The organism is Roseiflexus sp. RS-1, assembly GCF_000016665.1.
Taxonomy (GTDB): Bacteria; Chloroflexota; Chloroflexia; order Chloroflexales; family Roseiflexaceae; genus Roseiflexus.
In genome coordinates this window covers 5,486,829-5,510,106 of sequence record NC_009523.1, presented here as the reverse complement: position 1 = coordinate 5,510,106, position 23,278 = coordinate 5,486,829, and the positions used below count along the sequence as shown (strand labels likewise).

At 59.4% G+C, this 23,278-nt stretch carries 22 protein-coding genes and 1 tRNA gene; 10 read left to right on the top strand and 13 right to left on the bottom strand.

Features of this window, described 5'->3' with window-relative positions:
- Positions 1-7: 7 nt before the first annotated feature.
- The 5 genes from ROSERS_RS22620 to ROSERS_RS22600 all read right to left on the bottom strand — a co-directional run bounded on the left by ROSERS_RS22620 (position 8) and on the right by ROSERS_RS22600 (position 4,822).
- Positions 8-946 carry a ribose-phosphate diphosphokinase gene (locus ROSERS_RS22620; RefSeq protein ID WP_011959064.1) on the bottom strand — a complete coding sequence of 313 codons (939 nt, stop codon included), beginning with the start codon at positions 944-946 and terminating at the stop codon, positions 8-10.
- 5 nt (positions 947-951) lie between these two features.
- Complete coding sequence (locus ROSERS_RS22615) at positions 952-2,016, bottom strand: bifunctional UDP-N-acetylglucosamine diphosphorylase/glucosamine-1-phosphate N-acetyltransferase GlmU (RefSeq protein WP_011959063.1); 1,065 nt, start codon at positions 2,014-2,016, stop codon at positions 952-954.
- Positions 2,017-2,047: 31 nt separating this feature from the next.
- A tRNA-Gln gene (locus tag ROSERS_RS22610) sits at positions 2,048-2,121 on the bottom strand.
- Positions 2,122-2,283: 162 nt separating this feature from the next.
- Positions 2,284-3,150, bottom strand: coding sequence for a bifunctional 5,10-methylenetetrahydrofolate dehydrogenase/5,10-methenyltetrahydrofolate cyclohydrolase (locus ROSERS_RS22605; RefSeq protein WP_011959062.1), 867 nt, complete (start codon positions 3,148-3,150; stop codon positions 2,284-2,286).
- Between the two features lie 187 nt (positions 3,151-3,337).
- Complete coding sequence (locus ROSERS_RS22600; protein ID WP_011959061.1) at positions 3,338-4,822, bottom strand: O-antigen ligase family protein; 1,485 nt, start codon at positions 4,820-4,822, stop codon at positions 3,338-3,340.
- Positions 4,823-5,425: 603 nt separating this feature from the next.
- On the opposite strand from ROSERS_RS22600, the gene ROSERS_RS22595 reads away from it, so the two are divergent.
- The 4 genes from ROSERS_RS22595 to ROSERS_RS22580 all read left to right on the top strand — a co-directional run bounded on the left by ROSERS_RS22595 (position 5,426) and on the right by ROSERS_RS22580 (position 9,899).
- Positions 5,426-7,813, top strand: a complete 2,388-nt coding sequence (locus ROSERS_RS22595; protein ID WP_011959060.1) for an ATP-binding protein — start codon at positions 5,426-5,428, stop codon at positions 7,811-7,813.
- Between the two features lie 89 nt (positions 7,814-7,902).
- The gene (locus ROSERS_RS22590; RefSeq protein ID WP_011959059.1) at positions 7,903-8,508 is read left to right on the top strand and encodes an RNA polymerase sigma factor; all 606 of its coding nucleotides are present in this window, start codon (positions 7,903-7,905) and stop codon (positions 8,506-8,508) included.
- A gap of 52 nt (positions 8,509-8,560) precedes the next feature.
- Entirely contained in the window at positions 8,561-9,298 is a 738-nt protein-coding gene (locus ROSERS_RS22585) for a zf-HC2 domain-containing protein (RefSeq protein WP_011959058.1), read from the top strand.
- A gap of 22 nt (positions 9,299-9,320) precedes the next feature.
- The gene (locus ROSERS_RS22580) at positions 9,321-9,899 is read left to right on the top strand and encodes a VTT domain-containing protein (protein ID WP_011959057.1); all 579 of its coding nucleotides are present in this window, start codon (positions 9,321-9,323) and stop codon (positions 9,897-9,899) included.
- Positions 9,900-9,902: 3 nt separating this feature from the next.
- Here the strand turns inward: ROSERS_RS22580 and ROSERS_RS22575 are convergent, their stop codons facing one another.
- From ROSERS_RS22575 to ROSERS_RS22565, 3 genes are all read right to left on the bottom strand, one after another.
- The gene (locus ROSERS_RS22575) at positions 9,903-10,304 is read right to left on the bottom strand and encodes a response regulator (RefSeq protein WP_011959056.1); all 402 of its coding nucleotides are present in this window, start codon (positions 10,302-10,304) and stop codon (positions 9,903-9,905) included.
- Positions 10,305-10,474: 170 nt separating this feature from the next.
- Positions 10,475-11,740, bottom strand: a complete 1,266-nt coding sequence (locus tag ROSERS_RS22570; protein ID WP_011959055.1) for a Glu/Leu/Phe/Val family dehydrogenase — start codon at positions 11,738-11,740, stop codon at positions 10,475-10,477.
- A 54-nt stretch (positions 11,741-11,794) separates the two neighbouring features.
- On the bottom strand, positions 11,795-12,442 hold the full coding sequence (locus ROSERS_RS22565) for a GNAT family N-acetyltransferase (protein WP_011959054.1): 648 nt from the start codon (positions 12,440-12,442) through the stop codon (positions 11,795-11,797).
- A 253-nt stretch (positions 12,443-12,695) separates the two neighbouring features.
- Here ROSERS_RS22565 and ROSERS_RS22560 point away from each other — a divergent pair, with 253 nt between their 5' ends.
- On the top strand, positions 12,696-14,294 hold the full coding sequence (locus ROSERS_RS22560; RefSeq protein ID WP_157041196.1) for a glycosyltransferase family 4 protein: 1,599 nt from the start codon (positions 12,696-12,698) through the stop codon (positions 14,292-14,294).
- A gap of 847 nt (positions 14,295-15,141) precedes the next feature.
- On the opposite strand, the gene ROSERS_RS22550 is transcribed toward ROSERS_RS22560, so the two are convergent.
- Positions 15,142-15,429 carry a YkoF family thiamine/hydroxymethylpyrimidine-binding protein gene (locus ROSERS_RS22550; RefSeq protein WP_011959052.1) on the bottom strand — a complete coding sequence of 96 codons (288 nt, stop codon included), beginning with the start codon at positions 15,427-15,429 and terminating at the stop codon, positions 15,142-15,144.
- Positions 15,430-15,433: 4 nt separating this feature from the next.
- Positions 15,434-16,099, bottom strand: coding sequence for a class I SAM-dependent methyltransferase (locus tag ROSERS_RS22545; protein ID WP_011959051.1), 666 nt, complete (start codon positions 16,097-16,099; stop codon positions 15,434-15,436).
- Between the two features lie 717 nt (positions 16,100-16,816).
- On the opposite strand from ROSERS_RS22545, the gene ROSERS_RS22540 reads away from it, so the two are divergent.
- The 3 genes from ROSERS_RS22540 to ROSERS_RS27470 all read left to right on the top strand — a co-directional run bounded on the left by ROSERS_RS22540 (position 16,817) and on the right by ROSERS_RS27470 (position 18,998).
- Positions 16,817-17,524, top strand: a complete 708-nt coding sequence (locus ROSERS_RS22540; RefSeq protein WP_011959050.1) for a hypothetical protein — start codon at positions 16,817-16,819, stop codon at positions 17,522-17,524.
- A gap of 333 nt (positions 17,525-17,857) precedes the next feature.
- A complete protein-coding gene (locus ROSERS_RS22535) occupies positions 17,858-18,409 on the top strand; it encodes a hypothetical protein (protein ID WP_011959049.1) in 552 nt (183 codons plus the stop codon).
- A 100-nt stretch (positions 18,410-18,509) separates the two neighbouring features.
- Positions 18,510-18,998 (top strand): GYD domain-containing protein, encoded by a 489-nt coding sequence (locus ROSERS_RS27470; protein ID WP_083763344.1) that lies wholly within the window; start codon positions 18,510-18,512, stop codon positions 18,996-18,998.
- Here ROSERS_RS27470 and ROSERS_RS22530 read toward each other — a convergent pair.
- Both ROSERS_RS22530 and ROSERS_RS22525 read right to left on the bottom strand, forming a co-directional pair.
- The gene (locus tag ROSERS_RS22530) at positions 18,919-20,214 is read right to left on the bottom strand and encodes an MFS transporter (RefSeq protein ID WP_011959048.1); all 1,296 of its coding nucleotides are present in this window, start codon (positions 20,212-20,214) and stop codon (positions 18,919-18,921) included. The two genes, ROSERS_RS27470 and ROSERS_RS22530, sit on opposite strands and share 80 nt — an antisense overlap.
- A 29-nt stretch (positions 20,215-20,243) precedes the next feature.
- The gene (locus ROSERS_RS22525; RefSeq protein ID WP_011959047.1) at positions 20,244-21,038 is read right to left on the bottom strand and encodes a hypothetical protein; all 795 of its coding nucleotides are present in this window, start codon (positions 21,036-21,038) and stop codon (positions 20,244-20,246) included.
- A 901-nt stretch (positions 21,039-21,939) separates the two neighbouring features.
- On the opposite strand from ROSERS_RS22525, the gene ROSERS_RS22520 reads away from it, so the two are divergent.
- Positions 21,940-22,167 carry a DUF433 domain-containing protein gene (locus ROSERS_RS22520; RefSeq protein WP_011959045.1) on the top strand — a complete coding sequence of 76 codons (228 nt, stop codon included), beginning with the start codon at positions 21,940-21,942 and terminating at the stop codon, positions 22,165-22,167.
- 235 nt (positions 22,168-22,402) lie between these two features.
- The gene (locus ROSERS_RS22515) at positions 22,403-22,669 is read left to right on the top strand and encodes a BrnA antitoxin family protein (RefSeq protein ID WP_011959044.1); all 267 of its coding nucleotides are present in this window, start codon (positions 22,403-22,405) and stop codon (positions 22,667-22,669) included.
- A 222-nt stretch (positions 22,670-22,891) separates the two neighbouring features.
- Here the strand turns inward: ROSERS_RS22515 and ROSERS_RS27050 are convergent, their stop codons facing one another.
- Positions 22,892-23,113, bottom strand: a complete 222-nt coding sequence (locus ROSERS_RS27050; protein ID WP_041334357.1) for a hypothetical protein — start codon at positions 23,111-23,113, stop codon at positions 22,892-22,894.
- Between the last annotated feature and the right edge of the window lie 165 nt (positions 23,114-23,278).

The following is a 23,278-nucleotide window of genomic DNA, read 5'->3' as shown; positions in this document are numbered from 1 at the left end:
GGTTTTCTCACGAGAACAGCGCGCTCAACGACAGATCCTTATGGATGCGCATGATGGCTTCGGCAAACAGGGGCGCAACGCTGATCGCGCGAATGCGCGCTTCACGACATCCTTCGGGGAGTGGAATGGTGTTTGTGACGATCGTTTCAACCAGCGTTGATCGGGCAATAATCTCAGTCGCATCGCCGGCAAAGATGCCGTGGGTAGCGCAGGCGTACACCGCATTCGCACCACGTTCACGCAAAGCGCGCGCCGCTTCTGCCAGCGTTCCCCCGGTTGAGATCATGTCATCGACGATCACCGCCGTCTTTCCTTCCACATCGCCGACCATATCAAGCATCTCAGCCACGTCGGGTTGCGGGCGTTGCTTGGCAATGATCGCCAGCCCGGCGCCGATCCGCTCACGAAAACTGTTGGCGCGCCCCACGCCGCCAGCGTCGGGAGAGACCACCACCAGGCGCGGCAGGTTCATGCTCCGAATATGCTCAGCGAGAATGGGACCGGCCTGCAGATGATCGACCGGAATATCGAAAAACCCCTCGATCGCTGGCGCGTGCAGATCCATCGTCAGCACTCGATCGGCGCCAGCGGTGCGGATCAGGTTGGCGACCAGTTTTGCCGAGATCGGCTCACGCCCTGTGGTTTTCTTTTCCTGCTTGGCATACCCGTAGTAGGGAATGACCGCCGTTACCCGCGCTGCTGACGCGCGTCGCAATGCATCGATCAGGAGCAACAGCTCCATCAGATTGTGGTTGACCGGAGTGCAGGTTGGCTGGACGACGAACACATCGGAGCCGCGCACATTCTCCTCGACCTTGACGCGCGTTTCGCCGTTTTTGAATGTGCCGACCGTAGCGCGACCGAGGTTGATGTTCAGGTATGATGCAATCTCCTGCGCCAGGGGCCGGTTCGCATTGCCGCTAAAGATCTGAAGACGCCCTTCCATATGTGTTATGCCTGGTAGAATGTGTCGGCGCCATCCTGCACACCACGTAGATGGGCAAATGGACCGACGATAGCCTGTGCCGGTATCACAACTCTTTCAGCAAATGTGTAGCGCACATGTGCGCCATCAGCAACGATCGTATCGATCAGCGATGTATGGGGACCGATGATGCAGCCAGTTCCTACCCGGGTCGCCCCGCGCAGCATTGTTCCCGGCAGCAGCATCGTATCCTGCCCAACAACCACATCAACATCCACATACGTTGCCTCAGGATCGACGACGGTCACGCCGCTGCGCATCAGCGTGTCGAGCAGTCGTGCGCGTAGAATACGTTCCGCCTGCGCCAGTTGCACGCGGTCATTCACGCCGAACGCTTCGGTCGGGTCGGTTGCGACGAGCGCCTGCACCGCGCCAACGCCGCCATCAGCAATTGCCAGTGCGATCAGGTCAGTCAGGTAATACTCGCCTTTCACCGGGCTGCGCTGCACACGGTCGAGCGCGGGCCACATCCATTCGGCGTCGAAGCAGAGGATTCCGCTGTTGACTTCGGTGATGGCGCGTTGAGCGTCGGTGGCGTCGCGTTCTTCAACAATGGCGGTCACATCACCTTCCGCATTCCGCACCACCCGACCATACCCGGTTGGCGGTTCTGCGATAAAACTCAGGAAGGCGACCAGGGCGCCGTGTTCACGGCGCAGCGCCACGAGGCGTTGCAGGGTGGCGCTACGGATCAGCGGCGCATCGCCAACCAGCACCAGCACATCATCACACTGATGGCGCAGGATTGGGCGCGCCTGGAGTGTTGCGTGCCCTGTTCCAAGCCGGTCAGCCTGTACGACGTAGCAATACCGGTCACCAAAGCGAGCGCGCACCGTATCGAGCGTATCCGGGGCGAGCACGATTGCGCTGATTGCCGGTTGCAGCATATCGACCGCTGCCAGGATGTGTCCGAGCAGTGGCCGACCGCAGAGCGAGTGCAGCACTTTGGGCAGCGCCGACCGCATACGGGTGCCTTCACCGGCGGCAAGAACAACAACTCCCAATCGCACTGTCGTGAAGAAGGGGACCACAAGGTGATCCCCTGCGCTCGTCCCACTGCCATGGCTGCCGGGCCAGGATTCGAACCTGGACAGACGGATCCAAAGTCCGCCGTGCTGCCATTACACAACCCGGCACTGCTTTCTATGTACATTATAGCACACGGGCTGAGAGTTCTGACAGACGATGTGGCGACGCTGCACCCTTGCCGGTTGCGTTGCATCGGTACGGGAGAGCGCGGTCACGGCGTCCGTCCTGGCGTCGTGGCGGGCATCACAGCGGCGCCGACGGCGCACGTCTCAATGATGGCGGGACGCCAGCTGCTGTTGCGCTGCGCGCAGAACATTGCGCAACAGCATGACATTGGTCACCGGTCCTGTACCGCCGGGAACCGGGGTAATCGCAGAAGCAACGTTGACGACACTGTCAAAATCTACGTCGCCAACCACACGCCCGTCTTCGAGCACATTGACGCCAAAATCGACGACGACAGCGCCGGGTTTGACCATATCGCCGGTGATCAGGCCGGGTTTGCCGGTGGCAGCAACAACAATGTCGGCGCTGCGCACGACTGCTGCCAGGTCTTTTGTGCGCGAATGGGCAATGGTGACGGTGGCATGCTCGTTCAGCAGCAGCAGCGCCATGGGTTTCCCCACAACGACGCTGCGCCCGACAACCGTTGCGTGCTGCCCTTTGAGGGGAATGTTATTGCGCAGCAGCAGTTCCATACCGCCAGCCGGAGTGTTGGGGATCAGTCCCGGTCGCCCCATGGCGAGGAGTCCTGCGTTGTACGGATGCACGCCATCGACATCCTTAGCCGGGTCGATCTGCGCAATAGCGCGGGCGGAATCCAATCCCGGCGGCAGTGGCAGGTGGAGCAGAATGCCGTGGATCGTCCGGTCGAAACTCAGCGCGCTGATCGTTTCTTCGAGCATCGCCTGGGTCGTTTCCGGTGGCAGGGTGTGGTCGGTGAAGGTTATGCCGATCTCCTCACATCCTTTGCGGATGGTGCGTGTGTAGCGATCAGAGGCGGGATCGCCTGCAATTTTGACGACGGCAAGCGAAGGAGCGATGCCGTTGTTCTGAATGAATGCCTGCGTATCGGCGCGCAGTTCCTCGCGGAGTGTTTTTGCAAGCGCCCGCCCGTCAAGTATGATGGCAGTCATAGATACGCCTCCCTGTTGTCTGCTGCGACGTAAGTATTATTATGAGTTGAAGGTTGAAGGTTGAAGGTTGAAGGTTGAAGGTTGAAGGTTGAACGTTGAAGGTTGAAGGTTGAAGGTTGAAGGTTGAACGTTGAAGGTTGAACGTTGAACCTTGAACCTTGAACCTTCCACCTTCCACCTTCCAACTTCAACCTTCCACCCCCATCTCCTCAATCGCCACCGCCAGCCCGATCGTTCCCCAGAGCAATGCGCTCATATGGCTGAACTCGATGTTGAAGAAGTAGTGATCGAGCAGCCCCACCGCCAGCGCAGCAGCCAGCGCCGCCTGCAACGACACCAGCCATGCGACCCGTTCTTCGTCGCCAATCACGCTGGCAGCACGCAAAGCGCGCCAGTTTCGCACGAAAAACCAGATCATAATCCCCAGAAATGCGGTCAGACCGACGAGACCGGTGCGTTGAGCAATCGCCAGATAGATGCTCGACACTCCTGCAACCAGGTCGATCTCCGGCGCCTGACCAAAGCCAATGCCGAACACCGGATATGCCTGAATAATGGCGATGGCATTCTGGTATTCCGCCAGGCGCATCTGGTTCGCCCGGTCGCGGAACTGCACCCCTTCGACGATCCGCTCGACGAAACGCTCACCGACCCCAAGCCCGATGAATAGAACGGCAGCCAGGGCGCCGGTCGCCAGAATGACCCACCAGAGCTGTCGGTAACGCAGCGTCGCCACATACATGGCAGCGACGATCATACCACCCAGCGCCGCGCGCGAATACGTCAGGAACAGCGCCAGCAGAATGACGCCCGTAGCAACGAGCAGCATGCGTCGCGGCAGCGTCGGACGTTCACTGACCAGTTGCGTCGCCGCCAGCGCCCCGATCAGCGCCAGCATGCCACCAAAACTGTTGGGATCGACCGACAGACCGATCGCGCGCATCAATCCATTCGGGTCGTCTTCAACATAGCGCAGAACGCGCCCCTCGGTGGGGTAGCCGATCCGCCCAAACGACACCAGAATCTGAAGCGCCATCTGGTCGGGAATAACATACAACACCAGCGCGATCACTGCCGAGATTGCTGCACCGATGATGAGAAAACGGAAGACCCAGCGCACCGTTTGTCGGTCGCGCACGCAGTTGACGACGCTGAAGAAGAACAGGGTCGCCATTGTGAATTTGACGTAGTTGTGCAACAGCGATGGTTCCGGACTGGCATTTGAGCCAAGCAAGAAAGCAAACAGGGTGATGCCCAGAAAGCCGATCAGCGCCATGCCCATCGGTGTGATCGTCACCCGCTCATCACCGCGCACCAGCATCCGCATGATCCAGACCCCCATCAACGCCGCAAGCGCCAGGGTCAGCAGGGTTGGCGTGATCACTGCCCGGAACGGCAGCGTTGCGAAGGGCACGATCGTTGCGATCCCGATGACGGTCGCAAGCCCGACACGGGTATCGACCAGAATGGCGTAGACCCCTGCCAGAGCTGCCAGGGCTGCGAATCCAAGCCAGAACGGCGCGAATGCCGCCACTGCGCCACCGGCAAGACCGACCAGGATCGCAGCCAGCGACGCCATCAGCGGGCTGCGTCCGATCAGAGCGGCAAGACGGTCGCGTTCGCCGACCGGGAAGGAAGAAAAGCACGTTCTTAATCGCATATTGCGGGTCATAAGCAGCCTCTTGCCGGTCACGTGCCCGTTCGTAGCGTACTCGTTACTAACGAACTGGTTTGACGGACATAGTATACTGGAATTAGAATGTTAAGGCATTCACGTATTTGACCCCTTTCAGCGATACCAGTAGCGGTGTACTCATCTTGCTGGCCACGTTGCCCGACACATACTGGAATGTACGCACAAATTAACCCACGACCTGTTGTTCTAGCCACAAACCATTCCCAACAGATCTGCCCCTGCATACAACGTCGCTTCCACGCCGACATGCAGGCGCAGCGTGTAGCCATCTCTCGTCGATTATCGACCTGTGGAAACCATACGCCTACTTTCCTGCGACGGCATGTGAGTGTCAATGATTGGCGCCTGTGTCAGGAGGCAGCACGGGCGTTCCAGGAAGGAGCGCGTCATCGTTGGCGCCCGGCGCGGAATTGCCCGTTTCGCAGTCTGCACATCAGAACGCTACGGTACAGTCTGCCTGAACGGCACGCCCGGTCTGAGCAGTGGCGTCCCGTTCAACATCAGGTGCGATGCGCGCAATTGTAACCAGAACCTTTATCATCCGTTACAGTGTAACACCTGCAAGAGACTCTACCTGCTATGCACCTTCAGCGACAGCACTTCCCCTGGCAGGCGACGATTCTGCTCGTTTTTGCAGTGGCGCCGATGATTGCCGGAGCGATCAGTTTTTCCAGTTCGCTGAATCTCATCGGGAAACCGTCGATAGGCGTCCTTCCCATCTGGCAGGACGCAATTCGCTGCCATGCCGTGTCACCGATCACGCCGCCCTCCTGGCCCGCAATGGCTGATGGTTCGCTGCAAACCGGGGATTGTATCGAGACGATTAATGGCATCTCGGCATACCACTGGCCCCTGTCCGAAGTTGAGCGCTATGCCGATGCGAAGGATGGCAGAAATCTGGTCGATGTGGGGGTGCGTCGTGGCACTGAGCGATTTCCTGTCCAGGTTGCCGCGCTCCGGTTGACCTGGCTGCACGTGTTGCAGCTTCAGTTTGGCATCCTGCCGATTGCCCTGTTCGTCTGGATGCTGGCGCTCATTGTGCTGCTGGCGCAACCTCGTGCTGAAGTGAACCAGACTTCTGCGGCGCTGTTCCTCACCCTGGCGCTGGCGATCGTCGGGTTGTATCACGGCTTGAATGATGAACAGGGCCGGTATTATACCGCTTTCACCATCGTGATCAGCATGGCCTGGATCGGGCCGTTCCTCTACCATCTGGCGCTGCTCACCCCTCGTCCTCTGGCACGGTTTGCGCCGCTGCGCTTTGCACTCCATCCTGTCGGTCTGACGACGATGATCCTGCACCTCGATAGCATGCTGGCATTCGTGCCGCTGCTGCGTCCGTGGCGTGGCGACGCTCCCGGGATCGCAACGACGATCAACGGTATAACCATGCTCATTGGACTGGGAGCATTCCTGATGCGCGCGGGATGGTGGGTATGGCGCGGTGATCGGGCAATAGCCGACCAGATGCGGGTGTTACTGCTGTCGTGGGGGATTGGCGCAGGACCGCTGACCCTGGCAAGCGCGTACTATCTGCTGACGTATCGCGCACCGTTGGGCACGTCGTTCCAGCCATTTCTCTTCTTTCTGGTCATCCTCTGCTCCGGTATCGCATATGTCATGCTGCGCTACCAGCATTTTGCCGGTCGCAGTCGCGTGCTGAACAGCCTGGCGATGATCTATATCAGCGCAACCGTCGCGTGTGCTGTGATGGTCGTGGTGCTGATCGGAATCATCCGCATGCCGGTGGATGGTCTCATGTTTACGGCGCTGTGGTTCGCCACGTTCGCAACGACCGTCTTCTGGCATACCGACAATCCATTTCAGCGTTTGTATCGCCGCTTCTTTTTGCGCCATCACCATCACTATCAGGCAACGCTCGACTTTGCCACCCGGATGAACGAGGTGTCGAACCTCGAAGATGCAGCGAAGCATGGTGCAGCCCTGGTGCGCACGGCAGTAATGTGCGATTGGGCGGCGGTGCATCCCGCGCTGACGCCGGATCGAGTATGGCTGGCGACCGGAAGCGGGGTGGAGGTGCGGCGTGTATCCGCCGCGCGCGAGGTTTCGTTCTCCCTGCCCGCGTCGCCTGCAATGACACGCGCCCTCATAAGCGAAGGAGAACAACTGGGGACGCTCTACGTTGGTTCGCGGAGCACGCAGGAGCCGTTCGACGAGGAAGATGAACGGTTGATCGGACTGCTCGCAACCATGCTGGCGAATGCAATGCATATTCGCGCGCAGATTCAGCGGCTTCTGGCAGTGCCGGCGCTGATGATCGCAGCGCAGGAACAGGAGCGTGAACGCATTGCGCAGGAAATTCACGATGGCGTCATGCCATTTTTGGGCGCCATTCCACTGGGATTGGCGCAGATCCAGCGTCGCGTGCAGGCAGGCGATTCCGTTGACGAAACCATCAGTGTCTGTGAAACCTATCGGCAGCGCGCTATCAAAACGGCGCAAGAATTGCGCGCTATTATGCGCCGCCTGCAACCGCCGCTTGTTGGTGCGACCCGCCTGGGATTGGCGATCCAGGCGTTTACCGAAGAAATCTGCGCCCTATACAATGTGCCATGTATCATCAGCGGCGCCGGAGTCGCCTATCCGTTGAACGACACGACTGCACGCCAGGCATACCGGATCGTTCAGCAGGCGGTGGTCAATGCGTTGCAGCATGCCCATCCCCGTCTTTTGCGGGTGACCGTCGCCGCCGATGAACATGGCTGGGAATGCGAGGTATCCGACGACGGAAGGGGGTTTGACCCCGATCAACCGCAGCGAAAGAATCATTTTGGACTGTTTTCGATGCACGAGCGGGCACGGACGATCGGTGCTGCCCTGACGATCGACTCGCGGCCAGGGCGCGGAACGACGGTGCGGTTGAGGTTGAAGAAAGCGTTGAAGATCGAAGATGAAACGTGGGATGTCAGCCGGTATCCGGTAAGCGTTGAAAACGTTGAAGGTTGAAGGTCGAACGTTCACCTTCAACCTTCAACCTTCAACGTTGGTTTGGTTATAATACACCTGCCCTGGATCATACGGCGGGAGCGAATTCGGTGGCAAACGAAGAGTTGCGCCTGGTCGAGTCTGCGCAGCGCGGCGATATCGAGAGTTTCAACGCGCTGGTGCGATTGTACGAAGGGCGGGTCTACAACCTGTGCTATCGGTTGCTCGGTGATGCCGAGAGCGCTGCGGATGCGGCGCAGGATGCGTTTCTGTCGGCATATCGCCACCTGCGCGCGTTCCGCGGCGGATCGTTTCGTTCGTGGGTGCTGCGCATTGCAACCAACGTCTGTTACGATGCGTTGCGCGCCCGTCAGCGCCGCTCGATTGTATCGCTCGATGCTGCGGTCGAAACCTCGTCGGAAGAAGCTGCACCGCTTCAACTTGCCGATACCGCCGAGTCGCCGGATGAATTTGCGCTGCGGCGTGAACTCGCGCGCGCTATCGAGGCGGGATTGGCGCAACTGCCGGTCGATCAGCGATTGGTTGTCGTTCTGTGCGACCTGCAAGGGTTGACGTATGAAGAAATTGCTGAAGTGACCGGCGCGAATGTGGGAACGATCAAGTCGCGGCTCAGCCGCGGGCGCGCCCGCCTGCGCGACGTGCTGCGCCAGGGGGAACTTCTGCCGCTGCGGTTTCGTCATGAGGGGGAAGAGTAAGACAGGAGCGAGGGAGTGATACGGCTACGCCTCGCTTCGATGAAGATGCACGATGACGACGCAACCACCACAACTGAACGATCGCGACCTGGAGTTAATCTCTGCCTACATCGATGGGCAGTTGAGCGCCGAAGAGCGTCGTGAAGTCGAGCGCCGTCTCGATAATGAGGCGAATCTGCGGCTGGCGTATGAGGAGTTGCGCGCAACGGTGCAGGTACTGCGCGACCTTGAGCCGGTGCGCCCGCCACGCTCATTTACGCTCGATCCGGCAAACGTTGCGCTGCAACGACCACCCGCGACACGATTGGGTTGGGGGCGGTTGCTTCAGGTTGCCGGCGTGTTTGCTGCGGTGCTGGTTGCTGCAATCGGAACGTTGAGCGTGATCGGTTCGCTGGGGAGCGGCGCCCCGGCATCGGTGCCAATGGTTGCTGCCCCCACACCTGCGCCAGCGTCTCCTTTAGAACTGCGCGAAAGTGCGCCGACTCCAGAGCGCAGCGACATTGCAGCAGCGCCAGCGGCGCTCGATGATGGATCGGGACCGGTTGCGCCCCAGGCACGTGCGACGGTCGTTGCGACGGAAGTCGCCGCACTTCCCGACGTTGCTCCGCAACCAACCATCGTGACCACGCCAGCGATTTCGTCGCCGGGAACGGTTGATCTTGCTCGACCAAAGCCACCTGCCGATTCGACGCCGCCTGCCACTCCTCCTGATCTGACCCTTCTGCTCACGCTGGCTGTTGTGGCGCTGGCAGCTGGCGGCGTGCTGCTCTGGCGCCGTCGTAAAGGATAGGCTCATATCGTAGAGGTACAACGTGTCAGAAGCTGAAAGCCGCGTGACGCGCAACCAGGAGATTGTAATCACTCCGCAAAAGCGCTCCTGGATACGCCCGATGCTGGTCGCCGCCATTGCCGTTGCCCTGAACATCATCGCATACCTGATAATACCGCCAGACCTTGCGTATCGTCTCGGGTCGCTGGGATATATCGGGGTGTTTCTGATCACCCTTATTTCCAACGCAACAATTGTTGTGCCCATTCCCTACTTCGGGCTGGTAGCAGCGCTTTCACCCGGACTGAGCATGGTCGGGGTAGGCATTGCCGGCGCGCTTGGTTCGGTGATTGGCGAGTCGGTCGGTTTCTTTGTGGGGCGGTCGGGGCGCGGGGTCGTTGAACAGACACGGTTCTACCGTTGGGTGCAGCGCCAGCTCGAACATCCCTGGCGCGCGTTTGTGGTGTTGTTTGCACTCTCGGCGCCGCCCAATCCGGCGTTCGATGTTGCCGGTCTTACGGCGGGTGCGATGGGGTTGCCGTACTGGATCTTCCTCAGCGCTGTCTTTCTGGCGCGGCTCGTGCGTTTTGGCATCGTGGCCTTCTTTGGCGGCGCAACGTAAACGTCAGGCGCCGATCGCACGCGCGCGGGGTTGTATCAGCGCTGCGACACAGCGGTTGAAGGCGATCAGATCGAACGGTTTCTCAATGATCGGCACACCTGCGCTTGCCAGCATTTCGTAGATGCTGCGCGGCGGTTGCATACCACAGACCAGCAGTATCGGAATGTGCGCGGTATGTGCAGTTGTGCGCAGTTCATCGACCCATACATATCCGGCGGCATTGTGCAACGACCAGTCGAAGATGATCAGGTCCGGCTCTCGTTGGCTGAGTATGCGGTGCGCTTCGTAGATGTGGTGCGTCACGGTGACGTGGTATCCATCAATCGTCAGCACCGCTTCGAACAATCGTCCAAGGTCGTGATCTTCTTCGACCACCAGAATGTACCCACGGCACAAATCCTTCATTGCGCTCCTCCCGTGCGTCCGACGCTCACAAATAGTGTTGCGCCCAACCGCCTGATCAGGACGAAGCTTGAAGTTGTGCGGCACAGGGAAGGCGGGTATGGCAGGCTGTCGGGCGCTACGTAAAGGAACCGTTGCAGAGCGAGGGAAGGATACGCGCGGAGGAAAGGAATCTAGGGGTACAAACCGCGAATGAGATTGGCATCGGCAACCCGGCGCACCGCCAGCAGATATGCTGCCAGCCGGAGGGAAATGCCGCGCTGCTCTGCGAGATCGCATACCTGCTCGAAGGCGTTGACCATGATCTGCTCGAGGCGCTGGTTCACGTCCTGTTCGTTCCAGAAGAACGATTGCAATCCCTGGACCCACTCGAAATAACTGACGGTAACGCCACCTGCATTTGCGAGAATATCGGGTATGACCGTAATCCCGCGCTCTTCGAGAATTGCGTCCGCCTGCGGCGTTGTTGGTCCGTTCGCGCCTTCGACGATCAGTGTGGCGCGAATGCGTTCTGCATTCTGATCGGTGATCTGATTCTCCAGCGCCGCTGGAACCAGGACATCGCACGGCGTTTCGAGCAGCGTTTTGTTATCGATGCGTTCAACGCCTGGGGCGCTGTACCCTTCCAGCAGACGGCGCGGATGTCGATCGGCGAACCGGCGCATCTCAATGATATTCAGCCCATCGCGGCACAGATACCCGCCGCTGGCATCGCCGACCGCGATCACCCGGCATCCCAACGCCGCGATGAGCGCCGCCGCCACACTGCCGACGTTCCCGAAACCCTGGACGACCACACGCAGGTCTTCCAGGCGTCGCCGCTGGCGCCGCGCCCATTCACGCACCATCAGGCTGACACCGCGCCCGGTCGCTTCGTTGCGCCCCAGCGAACCGCCCACCTGGATGGGTTTGCCGGTGACAACGGCGTTGATCGTATGTCCCTGCTGCATTGAGAGGGTATCCATGAACCACGCCATGACCTGGGGATTGGTGTTGACATCGGGTGCAGGGATGTCGCGTTCGCTGCCGACCACGATGGCGACCTCGGTCGCAAAGCGGCGTGTCAGACGTTCGAGTTCGCCTGACGACAGCGTCGTCGGATCGCAGACCACCCCACCCTTTGCACCGCCATAAGGAATGTTGACCAGCGCACATTTCCAGGTCATCCACATCGCCAGCGCGCGCACTTCGTCGATATCAACGCTTGGGTGATACCGGATGCCGCCTTTAGTCGGTCCGCGCCCCAGGTTGTGCTGCACCCGATATCCGGTAAAGATGCGGGTGGAACCATCGTCCATCAATACCGGAAAGCGGACGGTCAATTCGCGCTGTGGAACACGCAGCACCTCCCGCACATTGTCGGGCAGATCGAGCAGGGCTGCGGCGCGGTCGAACTGTTCCTGGGCGATCCGAAAGGGATTGTTGCGATCAGACCTCATTGTCTGCTCCTTGTGTTCAAAGGGTTGGCACAACCAGATAGAAAGAAAAGGACCTCAGGCGAGGTCCTTTCGCATGTAGATCCAGCTCCGTTGGTGAAGAATGAGACCGGCGAGCCAGGAGCGGCGCGTCCGATAATCGACGAAGCCAGCGCTGGCGTAGAGGCGACGAGCGGGTGTGTTCGACGCACTGACGTACAACCCCAGAAACTTTTTGCCGCGCTGGCGGGCTTCCTGTTCCACGTGATCGAGCAATGCGCGCGCAATGCCGTTGCGCCGGTAACGGGCGAGCACGGCCACATCGGTGATATACCCCTCGCTCCGCTCAATGGTATGATCGAGCAGCGACAGCGCGAAGATCGAACGCACTGCGCCCCATACGCCCAGCACCTGATGAAACGCAAGTTCTGCAGCGCCACTGGCGTCGCTGGCTGTATCCCAGGTGCGCAGCGAGATGGTGCCAACGACAAGCCCGTCAGAGTCCGCAACGAACATGCCGCGCAGGGCGCTACGCCCCTGGCGACGCCAGGCTTCTGCCATCGCCTCGATACCGCGCGCTGTACCGCGAACGCCGAAGGCGGCGCCGAACTTATCGGCGAACGCTTCGCAGTGCAACCGCAGGATGGGATAAATATCGTCCATACGCGCTGCACGGATCTGCAACGGGATGGAGATCGGCATCGAAGCGCGCGAGATTGTCAGCATATCGTTGACATCAGCAGTGCAAACGATGAGTCATGCGATGCTGCGGAGAAACGCCGGTAGGCTATGCACACGCAGCGGTATCACATTGTACCGTTGCCGGGAATGGTCGTCAACTGGAAGAACAGTATCGATATGCTATAATAAGCGAACCGTGGTCCTTCTTTGTGCGGTATACTGGCCTGTCGTCAATCGCTGCCACGCTGCAACTCGCAACGCCGCATGCGGCAATTCCCTGAAAAGTTAGATGAGCGTCATGCGCATTGCAATCGACGCCCGTTTGAATGCCTATCGTACCGGTGGCATTCCTCAATATACGCGCCAGTTGATGGCTGCACTTGCCCACGTTGCGACTGATGACCAGATTATCAGTCTTCAGCATCGTGATCATCTGCGCCCGCTAGTCGTCGCGCCGAACGTTGCGCGCCATCCACTCTTTACTCCGCCGCATCATCGCTTCGAACGCTGGATATTGCCGCTGGAAGTGCTGATCACGCGACCTGACGTTCTCCATTTCCCGGATTTCATTGCGCCTCGTTATCGATTCTGCCCGACAGTCGTGACGATCCACGATCTCGCATTTATGCGCTATCCTGATATTCTTGACCGTGCCGCTGCTGCATATTACCGGCAGGTGGGTGAAAGCGCTGCACGCGCTGATGCGGTGATTGCGGTTTCTGAAACGACCCGGCAGGATATTGCTCAGTTTCTCGATCTTCCACCCGAGCGGATCGATGTGATCTATGAGGCTGCTGCGCCGATCTACACGTCGCTGTCGCTTCGTCCTGGCGAGGCGCGGGTGTTATCGGGCGTGCCTCTGACTGAAGGCTCATTTATGCTATTCGTCAGCACCCTCGAACCGCGCAAGAACCTGCCGACCCTGTTGCGGGCGCTGCGGATCTGTCTCGACCGGCGACCCGATCGCGGGTACCGGCTGGTGGTTGCGGGGGCGCGTGGATGGCGTGATGAAGACATCTTCACGACAGTGCGCGATTTGCGCCTCGCGGATGACGTCATCTTTGCAGGACGTGTCGGTCAGTACGATCTGCGCTGGCTGTATAATGCATGCCGTCTGTACGTCAATCCGTCGCTCTACGAAGGATTTGGTCTGCCATTGCTGGAAGCAATGGCGTGTGGCGCCGCCTGTCTTGCCTCATCGAGTTCCAGCCTGCCCGAAATCGGCGGTGACGCGGTCGAGTATGTACCGGCGCTCGATGCTGGCGCATGGGCGGATATGATCGAGGCGCTGTGGGACGATCCGGATCGTCGCGCCACGATGGGCCGACTCGCGCGTGCGCGGGCGGATCAGTTTTCGTGGCAGCGCACTGCACGTGAGACGCTGGCGGTCTATCGTCGCGTCGTCGCGCGCGTGCCGCGTCCATCCCCGCTCCCCGTGGCGGTGAACGTCAATCCTTCTCTACCTGAGTCACCGGAACGACTGGCGAGGTGTATCCGCTGCGGGCAGCATCTTGTGTCGGCGCCAACCGAGGGAACGATCATCGTCGGCGCGTCTCAGAAATGCCAGATTGCTCCGAGAGCGTGGATGTGCCCTGATTGCGGTCACATCGAACTGCTGGCAATACCGGCGGAAGCGCCATTCCCTGCTGACCGCGCTGATTCTACCCCTGTGATGTCGCAGCAACCGGACGTTTCATCAGAATCGTTCGATGTCGCCGTATCTGCCGCCCCGCAAGAGCCGGTATCGCTCTCCGACGAAGCGCCTGATCTGCCAGTCGATCAGGCGCACGGAGACGAGACGATCCCGGTAGCAGCGCCTGAGCGTGAAACCGCGCATCCAGGCGACCTGTCGTTGGGTATGGGCGCCCAAAGGCAGGAAGGCGTCGAGGGGTCGTAAGGGCGTCAGATCGACTCTGGTAGGACACGGTGCACAGTCCACCGGTGTTTGTTCCCTCTCTGCGCTGTGTGCCACGGAGTGCGGGCGTCCCGCCCTTGCAGGGCAGGCGGGGACGGGATGAAGATTAAGAAATGACAGCATTTCTCAGATACGTTGACCGTCGTCTGGATCCTCCGTGTCGCAGGAGGCGCCCGCTTCCGGTGGCGAGTTTAACCTTGCCTGATAGGTTCAACGGATGACACCCTCCCGCAGGCTCGGAGCCTGCGAGGGTCTTCTTAAGGCTCAACCTCTATGAGAACTGGTATAAATCGGTATTCGCCCCTTGCCGTGGGGCTGATGGAGATTGAGAATTTATTCCGCTATACCGCACGAGCCGTCGGGCTGATGGAGATTGAGAACTTAATCCGGTATGCGCCTCTTGCCGTCGGGCTAATGGAGATTGAGCAATTAAATCCGCTCTACCGCGCTAGCCGTGGGGCTAATGGAGATTGAGCATTAAATCCGCTCTACCGCACGAGCCGTGGGGCTGAAGCCCTCGGCTAGACAAGGCGAAGCCCGCCTGCGCGGGCTCGAGCGGATTATGTATTCAAAGACCATGAGCCCTTGGCTAGACAAGGCGAAGCCCGCCTGCGCGGGCTAGAGCGGATTAAGTATTCAAAGACCATGAGCGCCTGGCATTTCCGTGCGCCTTTGCCCCCTCATCCCCCTAACCCCCTTCTCCCACAAGGGGAGAAGGGGGAGTCTGGGCGTCCTGATGCCTGAAACGGAAGATGGCACGCAGGGGCTTTCCAAAAGATCTACCCCTGTGAGTTGTCCTCCTCTCCCCATCCAGGTTGCTGAGCACACGCTACCTCTGCGCAGGCGGGGTCCAGGGACAGGCATTCGACACCGTGATCACCATCACCGTTTCCCCCAGCGCAGTTGCGGCCGCAAATGCCGCGCGCAGCGCTTCCCACACGGTCGTTTCATCACCGGCGATTAGCGTGCTCATCGCCCCTGGTTGCACATCCAATTCGCGCTCACGCCAGATTGCCAGCGCCGCATCGATAGCCGGGCTGAGGTGCTGCTGGCGTAACGGGTAGATGCTGACCTGCGCGGTCAGACCGGCCGGATAGGACAGTCCTTCATTCGTCATGATGTCACCCCTTCTGTTTCAGGAGAAGCACACGCATACCGGTAAAAGCGCCCAACGGCAGGCGTGAGGAGTACCACCACAGTCCGGGCAGCAGTGTGGTACGCCACGTTATCTGAAGGTTGAACGGATGCAGCACCCGGCGCACCAGGCGCTCAAGTTCAGCAGGGGTGTAGAAACGCGCAATCTGCCAGACCGGCAATCCGCTGCGTTTTCGCTGCCATGCCAGGGGATGCCAGCGATTGAGCACACCCAGGACGATCCCATGCCGCGCCACACGCGCCGCCTCCTGCAATGCGCGTTCGGGATGTGGCAGGAACTCCAGCGCGGTGATCAGCAGCACTCCGTCGAAGGCGTTATCGGGGAACGGTAGCGCTTCCGCATCCGCGCGCGCCAGAAGCACACTGCCACGACGGGCGGCCTCGGCAATCATCGGCGCGGACAGGTCCACTCCTGTGACGCGATACCCTTCCGATGCCAGCCAGCGCGCAAAGTGACCAGTCCCGACGCCGACCTCCAGCAGACTCTGCGCCTGCGGCACCCCTGACAGCAACCATCGGATCAAACGACGCTCGGCGATGTCGGCAGTGCGCCCGTCGGTCTCGTACCAGGTTTCATAACCGGCGACCAGTTCGGGGTTGTCGAAAGGATTGAACCAGTTTTCGGCAGTCACGGCATCTCCTCTGCGGGAACGATGATCCGAATACAAGATACGACGGTTACGCACCCCTGGTTGGGCGCAGAGCGCGAATACCTTTTTCAAACAATAATACCAGATACACCCTGTCGCGCCTCTTCTGCAGGCAGGGCGCGCAGCGTTGCTGCCGGGTCACGGCCCGCGCACGCAACCAGTCTGTTCCGCACCATTGCCAGAGTCGGGAATGTGGCGAGCCTGAGTCGCCTTCTGACCGGGGCGCCATGAGGGGCAGACGCGCTTCGGGCAGAGTGGTCTGGGCGCTCTCTGTGGCGGCCGGTCGTCGCGGTCTGCCTGCACCGCAATTGTGGTGCCAGAAAGCGGTCAGTGAGGTGGAAGATGCTGGTCAGAAAGACGGTCAGAATGACCTTGACGGGTCAATTGCAATCGTGATACGATGTATCATGTTGTCTCCTCGACTTCACGAAGTACAGCCCTTTGAAGAAGGCAACCAAGGCTGCTGCGGTCTGACTCTCCGCAGAGGGATAGAAAGCCGCGTCGGTCTGATAGTAGTTGGGCGACTCAATGTCAGGCAGTGTAGTATGTGGACTCTGTCGCTCTTGATTCTCAACTCACGACAGGAGAACAAATGACTCATCTGACGACCACGACGTTTCCGAGCTCCTGTCTTGAGCACTACGGCTGGAGTCTCGTTTGTCCAGGGTTTACTTGATCTCTCTATAGATAAAGGGTAATATGGCGCACAACCAGCGCTTCCAGCCGACAGCGCCTTCGCTGCGGTTGAAGCGTATGTCGTTGGGGAGCAATATGATTGGCGCCTGGTCAAGAACATGGTGGATTGCCTTCGCAGGCTTCGCTCTCTATTTCGGTTTGCTCCTTATCCCGAAAGTTGTTCCGGGTTTCGGCGCAACCCTTTTCCTATTGTCGTTGACATTCTCGTTAATGTTGGTTGTCCCTTTACTGATTCTGCTCGCGCTGTGGGGAACCGCTGCGCTTGTTATCTCGAGAGTGAGAAAGCGCCCTGTTAGACCACGTTCAAAAGCAGCAGGGCAGATAGCTTTGGCGGGGTTTGCTGCATTTGCTGCTTTCATAGTTCTGGCAAACGTGCTGCCCTCTCCGTTACCGGGAGGGTCATACGACAGGCAGTTTGATCGTCAGGTCTGGTTAGACCCAGAATCCGCAAACTACATATCGGGAGACATCACGCCCCGGCAAAAGATGCTTGCGGAAGTCGTGAAAAAACTGCCCGGACTGCATCGCTCGGAAATTGAGAACATGTTGGGACCCTCGCTTGATACCGCCTATTTCCAAAGCACAGGGCGAGACCTGATTTACATAACTGGCCCGGAACGCGGCTCTCTTTTTGGGATGGATTCAGAATGGCTACTCATCTGGCTCGATGAAAATGGAATCTACAAGCGACATGCCGTCGTCACGGACTAATCTTGCTGCCCAACCCGTCGCTCCAGAGAGGCGCAGAGACAGCCAGCGAAGATTGCTGTCTCCGCCCCCTGAGATTGAACATTGGATGGCAGCCATTGAAACCAGTACCCCGTGTCAACGTTGTTTGAGTCTCCGCTCAGCTGTACCGCATCGAGATCGGGCGTAACGCAGATCACGCCCAGACCACGGCAGATCCTCACTGATGTGGTATCACGCGGCGGGCGGTGGCCGATAGCTATGCGGCGCCGCTGATTGACGGCGACTTTACCATGGGAAACCGATCACCACATTGATTTGGCCCGTGGTGGCTGAAAGTTGAGACATCAAACGATTATGAAACGACGCTGGGACGAGGTTCAGTACGCTTACCATGTGCCTGAGGAGCTTCGGAGACGAATTGGACAGACTCCCGTCTTTGAAGCGGGGAAGCCGCTGAAGTTTTCCAGTTTCACCGTATTTCTTTTTGGGATGCTTGTCGGATTGCTGGCTGTCATCATGCTTGGACTGGCGCTTGCTGACGGCGTCGGGAAATCTGGCTGGGAAATCACGCTTTTGCGTGGTGCTGCCGGGATTTTGCTCGGTTGGGCCGCGTGGTGGATTCTGGCTGGTTGGCATCGTGAAAGATCTGTCAGGGCGACGTGCGAGCGCGAGTATCGGGAGCATGGCATCCTCTGCCAGGCCCGCGTTGTCTTTTTTGAAATGACAGGCCTGGGGGGAGGAAATGATACAGACTTTTATGTCTACTATCAGTTTCGGGATGACTTTATCATCAAAGAACGAATGGATGACTCGAACCCTCGCAAGGTTGCGGAAGCGGGTGATCACATTCAGGTCAGTTATCTTCCGCGTGACGTCCGCATTTCCCGCATTGCGACATGGAAATGAACTGACATTTCCATATCCGGACGCGGGCTCAACTGCTTCCCTTTCTCAAGCCACGTTCTCTCAGGGACCGGTTGCAAGCGAATGATTCAGACGCGCGGCGATTGAGAAGGCAATCAAATCGGTGGGTGGCGCCCTGGAAGCCTTTTACTCTGCTTTCGACGAAACCAATGCCTGCGTGATCGCCGAAGCCCCCGACAACGTGAGCGTGGCTGCCCTTGCCCCGACGGTCAATGCCACGGGGTGTCAGCTTCACCCCTGGCTGCTGGACGTTACCGCTGCCCTGCGGCACGAGGTCGGCGGTGAGGTGAGCGCACCAGATGACGGATTCGCCCGGCGTGGGGGAATTGCAGTCCGCGCCGGGCGACGATCAGCGGCCCAACACCGGCATGAACCCGACGCGCTCCGCATCGCTCCGTGTGAAGCTGAACCCGACCGTTGGGCAGGCGCGCCAGGGCTGCGTGCGCCGCACCCGTGCTGCACACCCGTTGGCTTCTGCAGAGGTTGGGGCGCTACAACGCGCTCGGAACCGACAGGCGGCGCACTCGCCACACACCGCCGAGGATCATCGGAATGCAAGCACAGCAACTGAGGAGCGCCCCTGTCCAGATTGTTGTTTGAAGCCCGATGGCTGTCGCCAGCAGACCGCCGATGATCAGCCCGCTGGGAATGCTCGACCAGCTAATCACCCGGGCCGTCGCGGTGACGCGCCCGAGCATCTGTGATGGCGTGACGCACTGGCGTATCGTCACCTGGCTGATGTTGTAGGCCACCACTGCCGCTGCCCGCACCAGATAGCCTGTGATCAGGAAGGGCAACGGCGCCAGCGGCGCTAGCGCGATCAGCAGGATGCCACCAGCGTGCAGCACCACTGCGCTCCCCACCACCGGTCCCAACCCCCAGCGCCCAACCAGGCGCCCGGTCACGGCGGCGGCGACCAGCAACCCCACGTTGCCGACGCTGAAGATCACACCGGTCAGCCCCGCGTCAAGCCCCAGCGTGCGGATGAGGTAGAACAGAAAAATGCCCTCGACCAGCGCCCAGCCAACACTCATCAGCACCGTACATCCCACCAGTGAGCGCAGCAATGGCTCGCGCCAGAAGAACACCAGCCCTTCTTTGATGTCCACGCGCAAGGGTCGGTTGGCGCGTGTCCCCAACGGCGGCATGTCGGACACCGTTTCCGGCGCGCGGATGCCCAGGAGCAGCAAGGCCGAGAGGAGATAGCTCAGAGCGTCGAGCAGGATCGCCAGCGGCGCGGTGAGCAACGCAATCAACGCGCCCGCCAGCCCGGGACCGACGATGCGGGTGCCCGACTGGGCGATCTCAAGCCCGCTGTTAGCCGCAACCAGCTGCCCGGCGGGCACCAGGGAGGGCACGCGCGCCTGGTAGGCCGTGTCGAAAAAGGTGCTGAACACGCCCGTCAGCAGCACCACTGCATAGAGCTGCCAGAGCGAAAGCCCGCCGAACAGGCAGGCGATCGGGATGGTCAGCAGCACCACTGCCCGCGCCACATCGCACCAGATCAACACCGGTTGCCGGCGACCACGGTCGATGATCGCCCCGGCGACGAACCCCAGCGCGACCACTGGCACCCAGCCAAGCGTCGCCAGCACGCTGGTTAGCGGAGTGGCGTTCAGCATTGTGACGGCGAGGAACGGCAGCCCGAGAAAGGTGATCTGTGTGCCAAGCTGGCTGATGACAGTGGCGCCCCAGAGATACAAAAAATCACGATTGGCCCAAACCGACCGTTCCCGTGCTGTGTCGGAAAGAAGCTTCATTGGCACGACAATGTAGAAGGCGCTCACAGGACCGCCCTGTGAGCGCTTTCCCTCAACTATCGACGCTCAAGCTCTAATCGGTAGACAGCATTCCAGGATCTGTCACACACATATGCTTCCGTTCCGTCCGGCATAAAGCGAATACAGCTTGGCTCGGCAAACCCGGCGATGAACGTTTCTGCAAAGCGAGCATAACCTCCGACCTTGGGAATGCGTTTGATAACGCCCGTGCCGCGCTCGGTCACGTAGAGGTTGCCATCCACAGGGTCAACGGTCATACCCAAGGGGAGTGTCAGCCCCCACGTATAGCGTGAGGCGCGCAGCTCATCAAAGATCCCACCTGCAGTAACATCGAAAATTGCGCCGAGTGCTGAATGTGCAAGAACGAGTCGATCATCAAGGATCATGCCAACCCAGCTGCCACCACACCCAAGCAATGCAGGATATGGCTCCAGGGTCTTCACTACGGGAAAGCCATGAACGAAAACATCTTCTGGTAAGTAACGACCACCGGGTTTGATCTCGGCCATGCCCACCATTAGGTTGTCCGAGAAGGACACCAGAAGGCGCTGCCGGAATTCCACCAAGCTATACGGGTGGGAGATGCCTTCGTATAGCACGTCTCTGGCTGTTACTTCGCCCGGTTCACTGACGTCCACAATCGCGCCAGCACCGGCATCGGCAACCAGGATACGACCATCAGTGATGGGTTGGATGCTGCCGGGATTCTTGAGATTCCAGGCATAGCGACGCACGGTCGGATTGCGATAATCGCCCGGCTCTGTGACATCACGAATAATACCTGCACCAAACTCGCTCACCAGAACACGACGATCAGGAGTAATCGCCATGTGGCCCGGCAAGTTGAGGCCTGTCGCGTGGACCGAAACGCTCTTGATGCGGTAGCCACCAGGATCATAAGCGGGTGTGTAAGACGGCGGATCGTTGTAGTCAAAGACTAACGGGGGGGCTTTGCGTACTCCACGTCATAACAACCTCCTATTGGAACCATTAAGCGCTCAATATCGAAGCATGACGTTCAACAGACGCTGGTAAGGGCAATTGCGGAGATGTCTCACATAATACATCAAACCATTATTCAGGAGCAAGGGAGAAAGATCCTGAGTTCATAGGGAAGATTTTCCTGGTGCGCTGGTCGGCTGACATTGCACATCGCCCCGAACACGGCACGTTGCAACTGCGAACGGCGCCAGCCTCTGCACACCCCGGACGTGCGCATAACGGGACAACCATACCACAAATGGTCATCCCAGCCCGGCACCGCACTAACCCGGAACCACGGATGCACTTCCCGATATAGCACGCCCGGAACTGACAAGCCAAAGTGTCACGATGCGCCGGAGTCGTTCCGCTCCCTTCGGGTCGGCCCTCATCATGCCTGGTCGCCCAACACCGCATGCAGCCGACGCGCGGTCTCAGGGTGATCTGGAACGTTGTGCGTGTGCCGACCGCCCGTGCGTTGCCGGGCACTCTTCCACGCACGGCTGATGCCTGGCGTTGGGCCGCCGGGAAGCGCCTGTTGCACTCCGTGGTTCTGCCGGTAATCGGTGTAGTCCTCCGCCGGCCCTGTGGCGCGCCGCGTATGCTTCCCGCCACGCTCGACAACTACTCGTCTTATGGTCTTTAGAATAGTTACTCCGCCTTCGGCGGCATGGCTAAGCCCGACGCCATCGGGCGAGGCGGAAGAAACACGGTATAATCTGAAGGAACGATGATCCAGGGAGACTGCTTATGAACTGGCGAGATTACATTGTTGTTGATCCAGGCGTTTGTCATGGGAAAGCCTGTATCAAAGGCACACGCATTCCGGTTTCGGTCATCCTCGACAATCTGGCTGCGGGTCTCTCGCTGGATGAGGTTTTGCGCAGTTATCCATCGTTGAATCGGGAAGCGGTGCAGGCCGCTCTTTTATACGCTGCTGAGTTAGCCCGCGAGCGGGTGGTCGCCATCCCTGCATAGACAACGCGATGATGTTCAAGATTGACGAGAGTCTGTGTTCTTGAGGGCATTGAGCATCTGATGCCACTGCTTTCCAGTAAGCCGCTTGAACACCTTCTATGGATTGTTGAAGAGACGCGTGTAAGGATCAGGAGCCAGCCAGATATGTGCTGGCTCATCAGATGATTTCCCCCAGTGAACAGGCTTGTCTTTCTCACCTTCTCCGGCTATACTGCACCTGTGCGATTTGAGTGGGATGAGCGGAAGAACCAGACCAACAACTGACTGGGCGCGCATCGATGCGATGACCGACGATGAAATCGATACCTCGGATATTCCGCCCTTAACCGAAGAGTTCTTCAAACGAGCAACGGTGCGGCTGCCCAGGCACACGGTCACGGTGACGATCCAGGTTGACCCGGATGTCCTGGCATGGTTCAAAGCCCAGGGTGATGACTACGAACAACGGATGCAGGCCGCTCTCCGCATCTATGCAGAGGCGCACAAGGACCTCCAGCGCTAACCTGACCGTGTCGCCCAACACGCAGCTGGGGAAAAAGATGCCCAACCATCATTCCACGGATCTGCGCGAAAAGCTGCGCAGTCTGGTGAATTCAAATGTTGGGCGTGCGCGAGAAGATTGGCGCTACAACAGTGCTGTTCAGCATCAGAGAATGTAATCCGAAGAATACGTCCTGATCGAGAATGTGCCCGCTGGTGTATGCACCCAATGTGGCACACGCTACTACGCAGCAAACGTGCTCAAGACGATAGAAGAAAGCCTGCGCGGACGACGCCAGGCGACACGCCAGGTGCTCGTGTCTGTATACTCGCTATAGCCAGCATGGGCACGCGCCCAACCCGCGCCTGCACCTGACGCCGCTCCGCTGCGCTTCGCGGCGCCGGTGAAGCGCAGGACGTTGGGCAGGCGCGCCAGGGCTGCGTGCGCCGCACCCGTGCTGCACACCCGTTGGCTTCTGCAGAGGTTGGGGCGCTCCGACGCGCCTGAAACCGACAGGCGGCGCACACGCCGCATGCCGCCGAGGATCATCGGAATGCAAGCACAGAAGCGTTTGTAGTGGAACAGAATGGAGTGTTGGACCAGTCCGCATAAACGTTCCCAGTGTGGATG

Bases quoted from the DNA above. Each gene is read 5' to 3' on its own strand.
- ROSERS_RS22620 (WP_011959064.1), bottom strand. From the start codon at position 946: ATGGAAGGGCGTCTTCAGATCTTTAGCGGCAATGCGAACCGGCCCCTG.
- ROSERS_RS22605 (WP_011959062.1), bottom strand. From the start codon at position 3,150: ATGACTGCCATCATACTTGACGGGCGGGCGCTTGCAAAAACACTCCGC.
- ROSERS_RS22600 (WP_011959061.1), bottom strand. From the start codon at position 4,822: ATGACCCGCAATATGCGATTAAGAACGTGCTTTTCTTCCTTCCCGGTC.
- ROSERS_RS22595 (WP_011959060.1), top strand. From the start codon at position 5,426: ATGCACCTTCAGCGACAGCACTTCCCCTGGCAGGCGACGATTCTGCTC.
- ROSERS_RS22585 (WP_011959058.1), top strand. From the start codon at position 8,561: ATGACGACGCAACCACCACAACTGAACGATCGCGACCTGGAGTTAATC.
- ROSERS_RS22575 (WP_011959056.1), bottom strand. From the start codon at position 10,304: ATGAAGGATTTGTGCCGTGGGTACATTCTGGTGGTCGAAGAAGATCAC.
- ROSERS_RS22570 (WP_011959055.1), bottom strand. From the start codon at position 11,740: ATGAGGTCTGATCGCAACAATCCCTTTCGGATCGCCCAGGAACAGTTC.
- ROSERS_RS22565 (WP_011959054.1), bottom strand. From the start codon at position 12,442: ATGCTGACAATCTCGCGCGCTTCGATGCCGATCTCCATCCCGTTGCAG.
- ROSERS_RS22560 (WP_157041196.1), top strand. From the start codon at position 12,696: ATGCGCATTGCAATCGACGCCCGTTTGAATGCCTATCGTACCGGTGGC.
- ROSERS_RS22550 (WP_011959052.1), bottom strand. From the start codon at position 15,429: ATGACGAATGAAGGACTGTCCTATCCGGCCGGTCTGACCGCGCAGGTC.
- ROSERS_RS22540 (WP_011959050.1), top strand. From the start codon at position 16,817: ATGGCGCACAACCAGCGCTTCCAGCCGACAGCGCCTTCGCTGCGGTTG.
- ROSERS_RS22535 (WP_011959049.1), top strand. From the start codon at position 17,858: ATGAAACGACGCTGGGACGAGGTTCAGTACGCTTACCATGTGCCTGAG.
- ROSERS_RS22525 (WP_011959047.1), bottom strand. From the start codon at position 21,038: ATGGCGATTACTCCTGATCGTCGTGTTCTGGTGAGCGAGTTTGGTGCA.
- ROSERS_RS22520 (WP_011959045.1), top strand. From the start codon at position 21,940: ATGAACTGGCGAGATTACATTGTTGTTGATCCAGGCGTTTGTCATGGG.
- ROSERS_RS22515 (WP_011959044.1), top strand. From the start codon at position 22,403: ATGAGCGGAAGAACCAGACCAACAACTGACTGGGCGCGCATCGATGCG.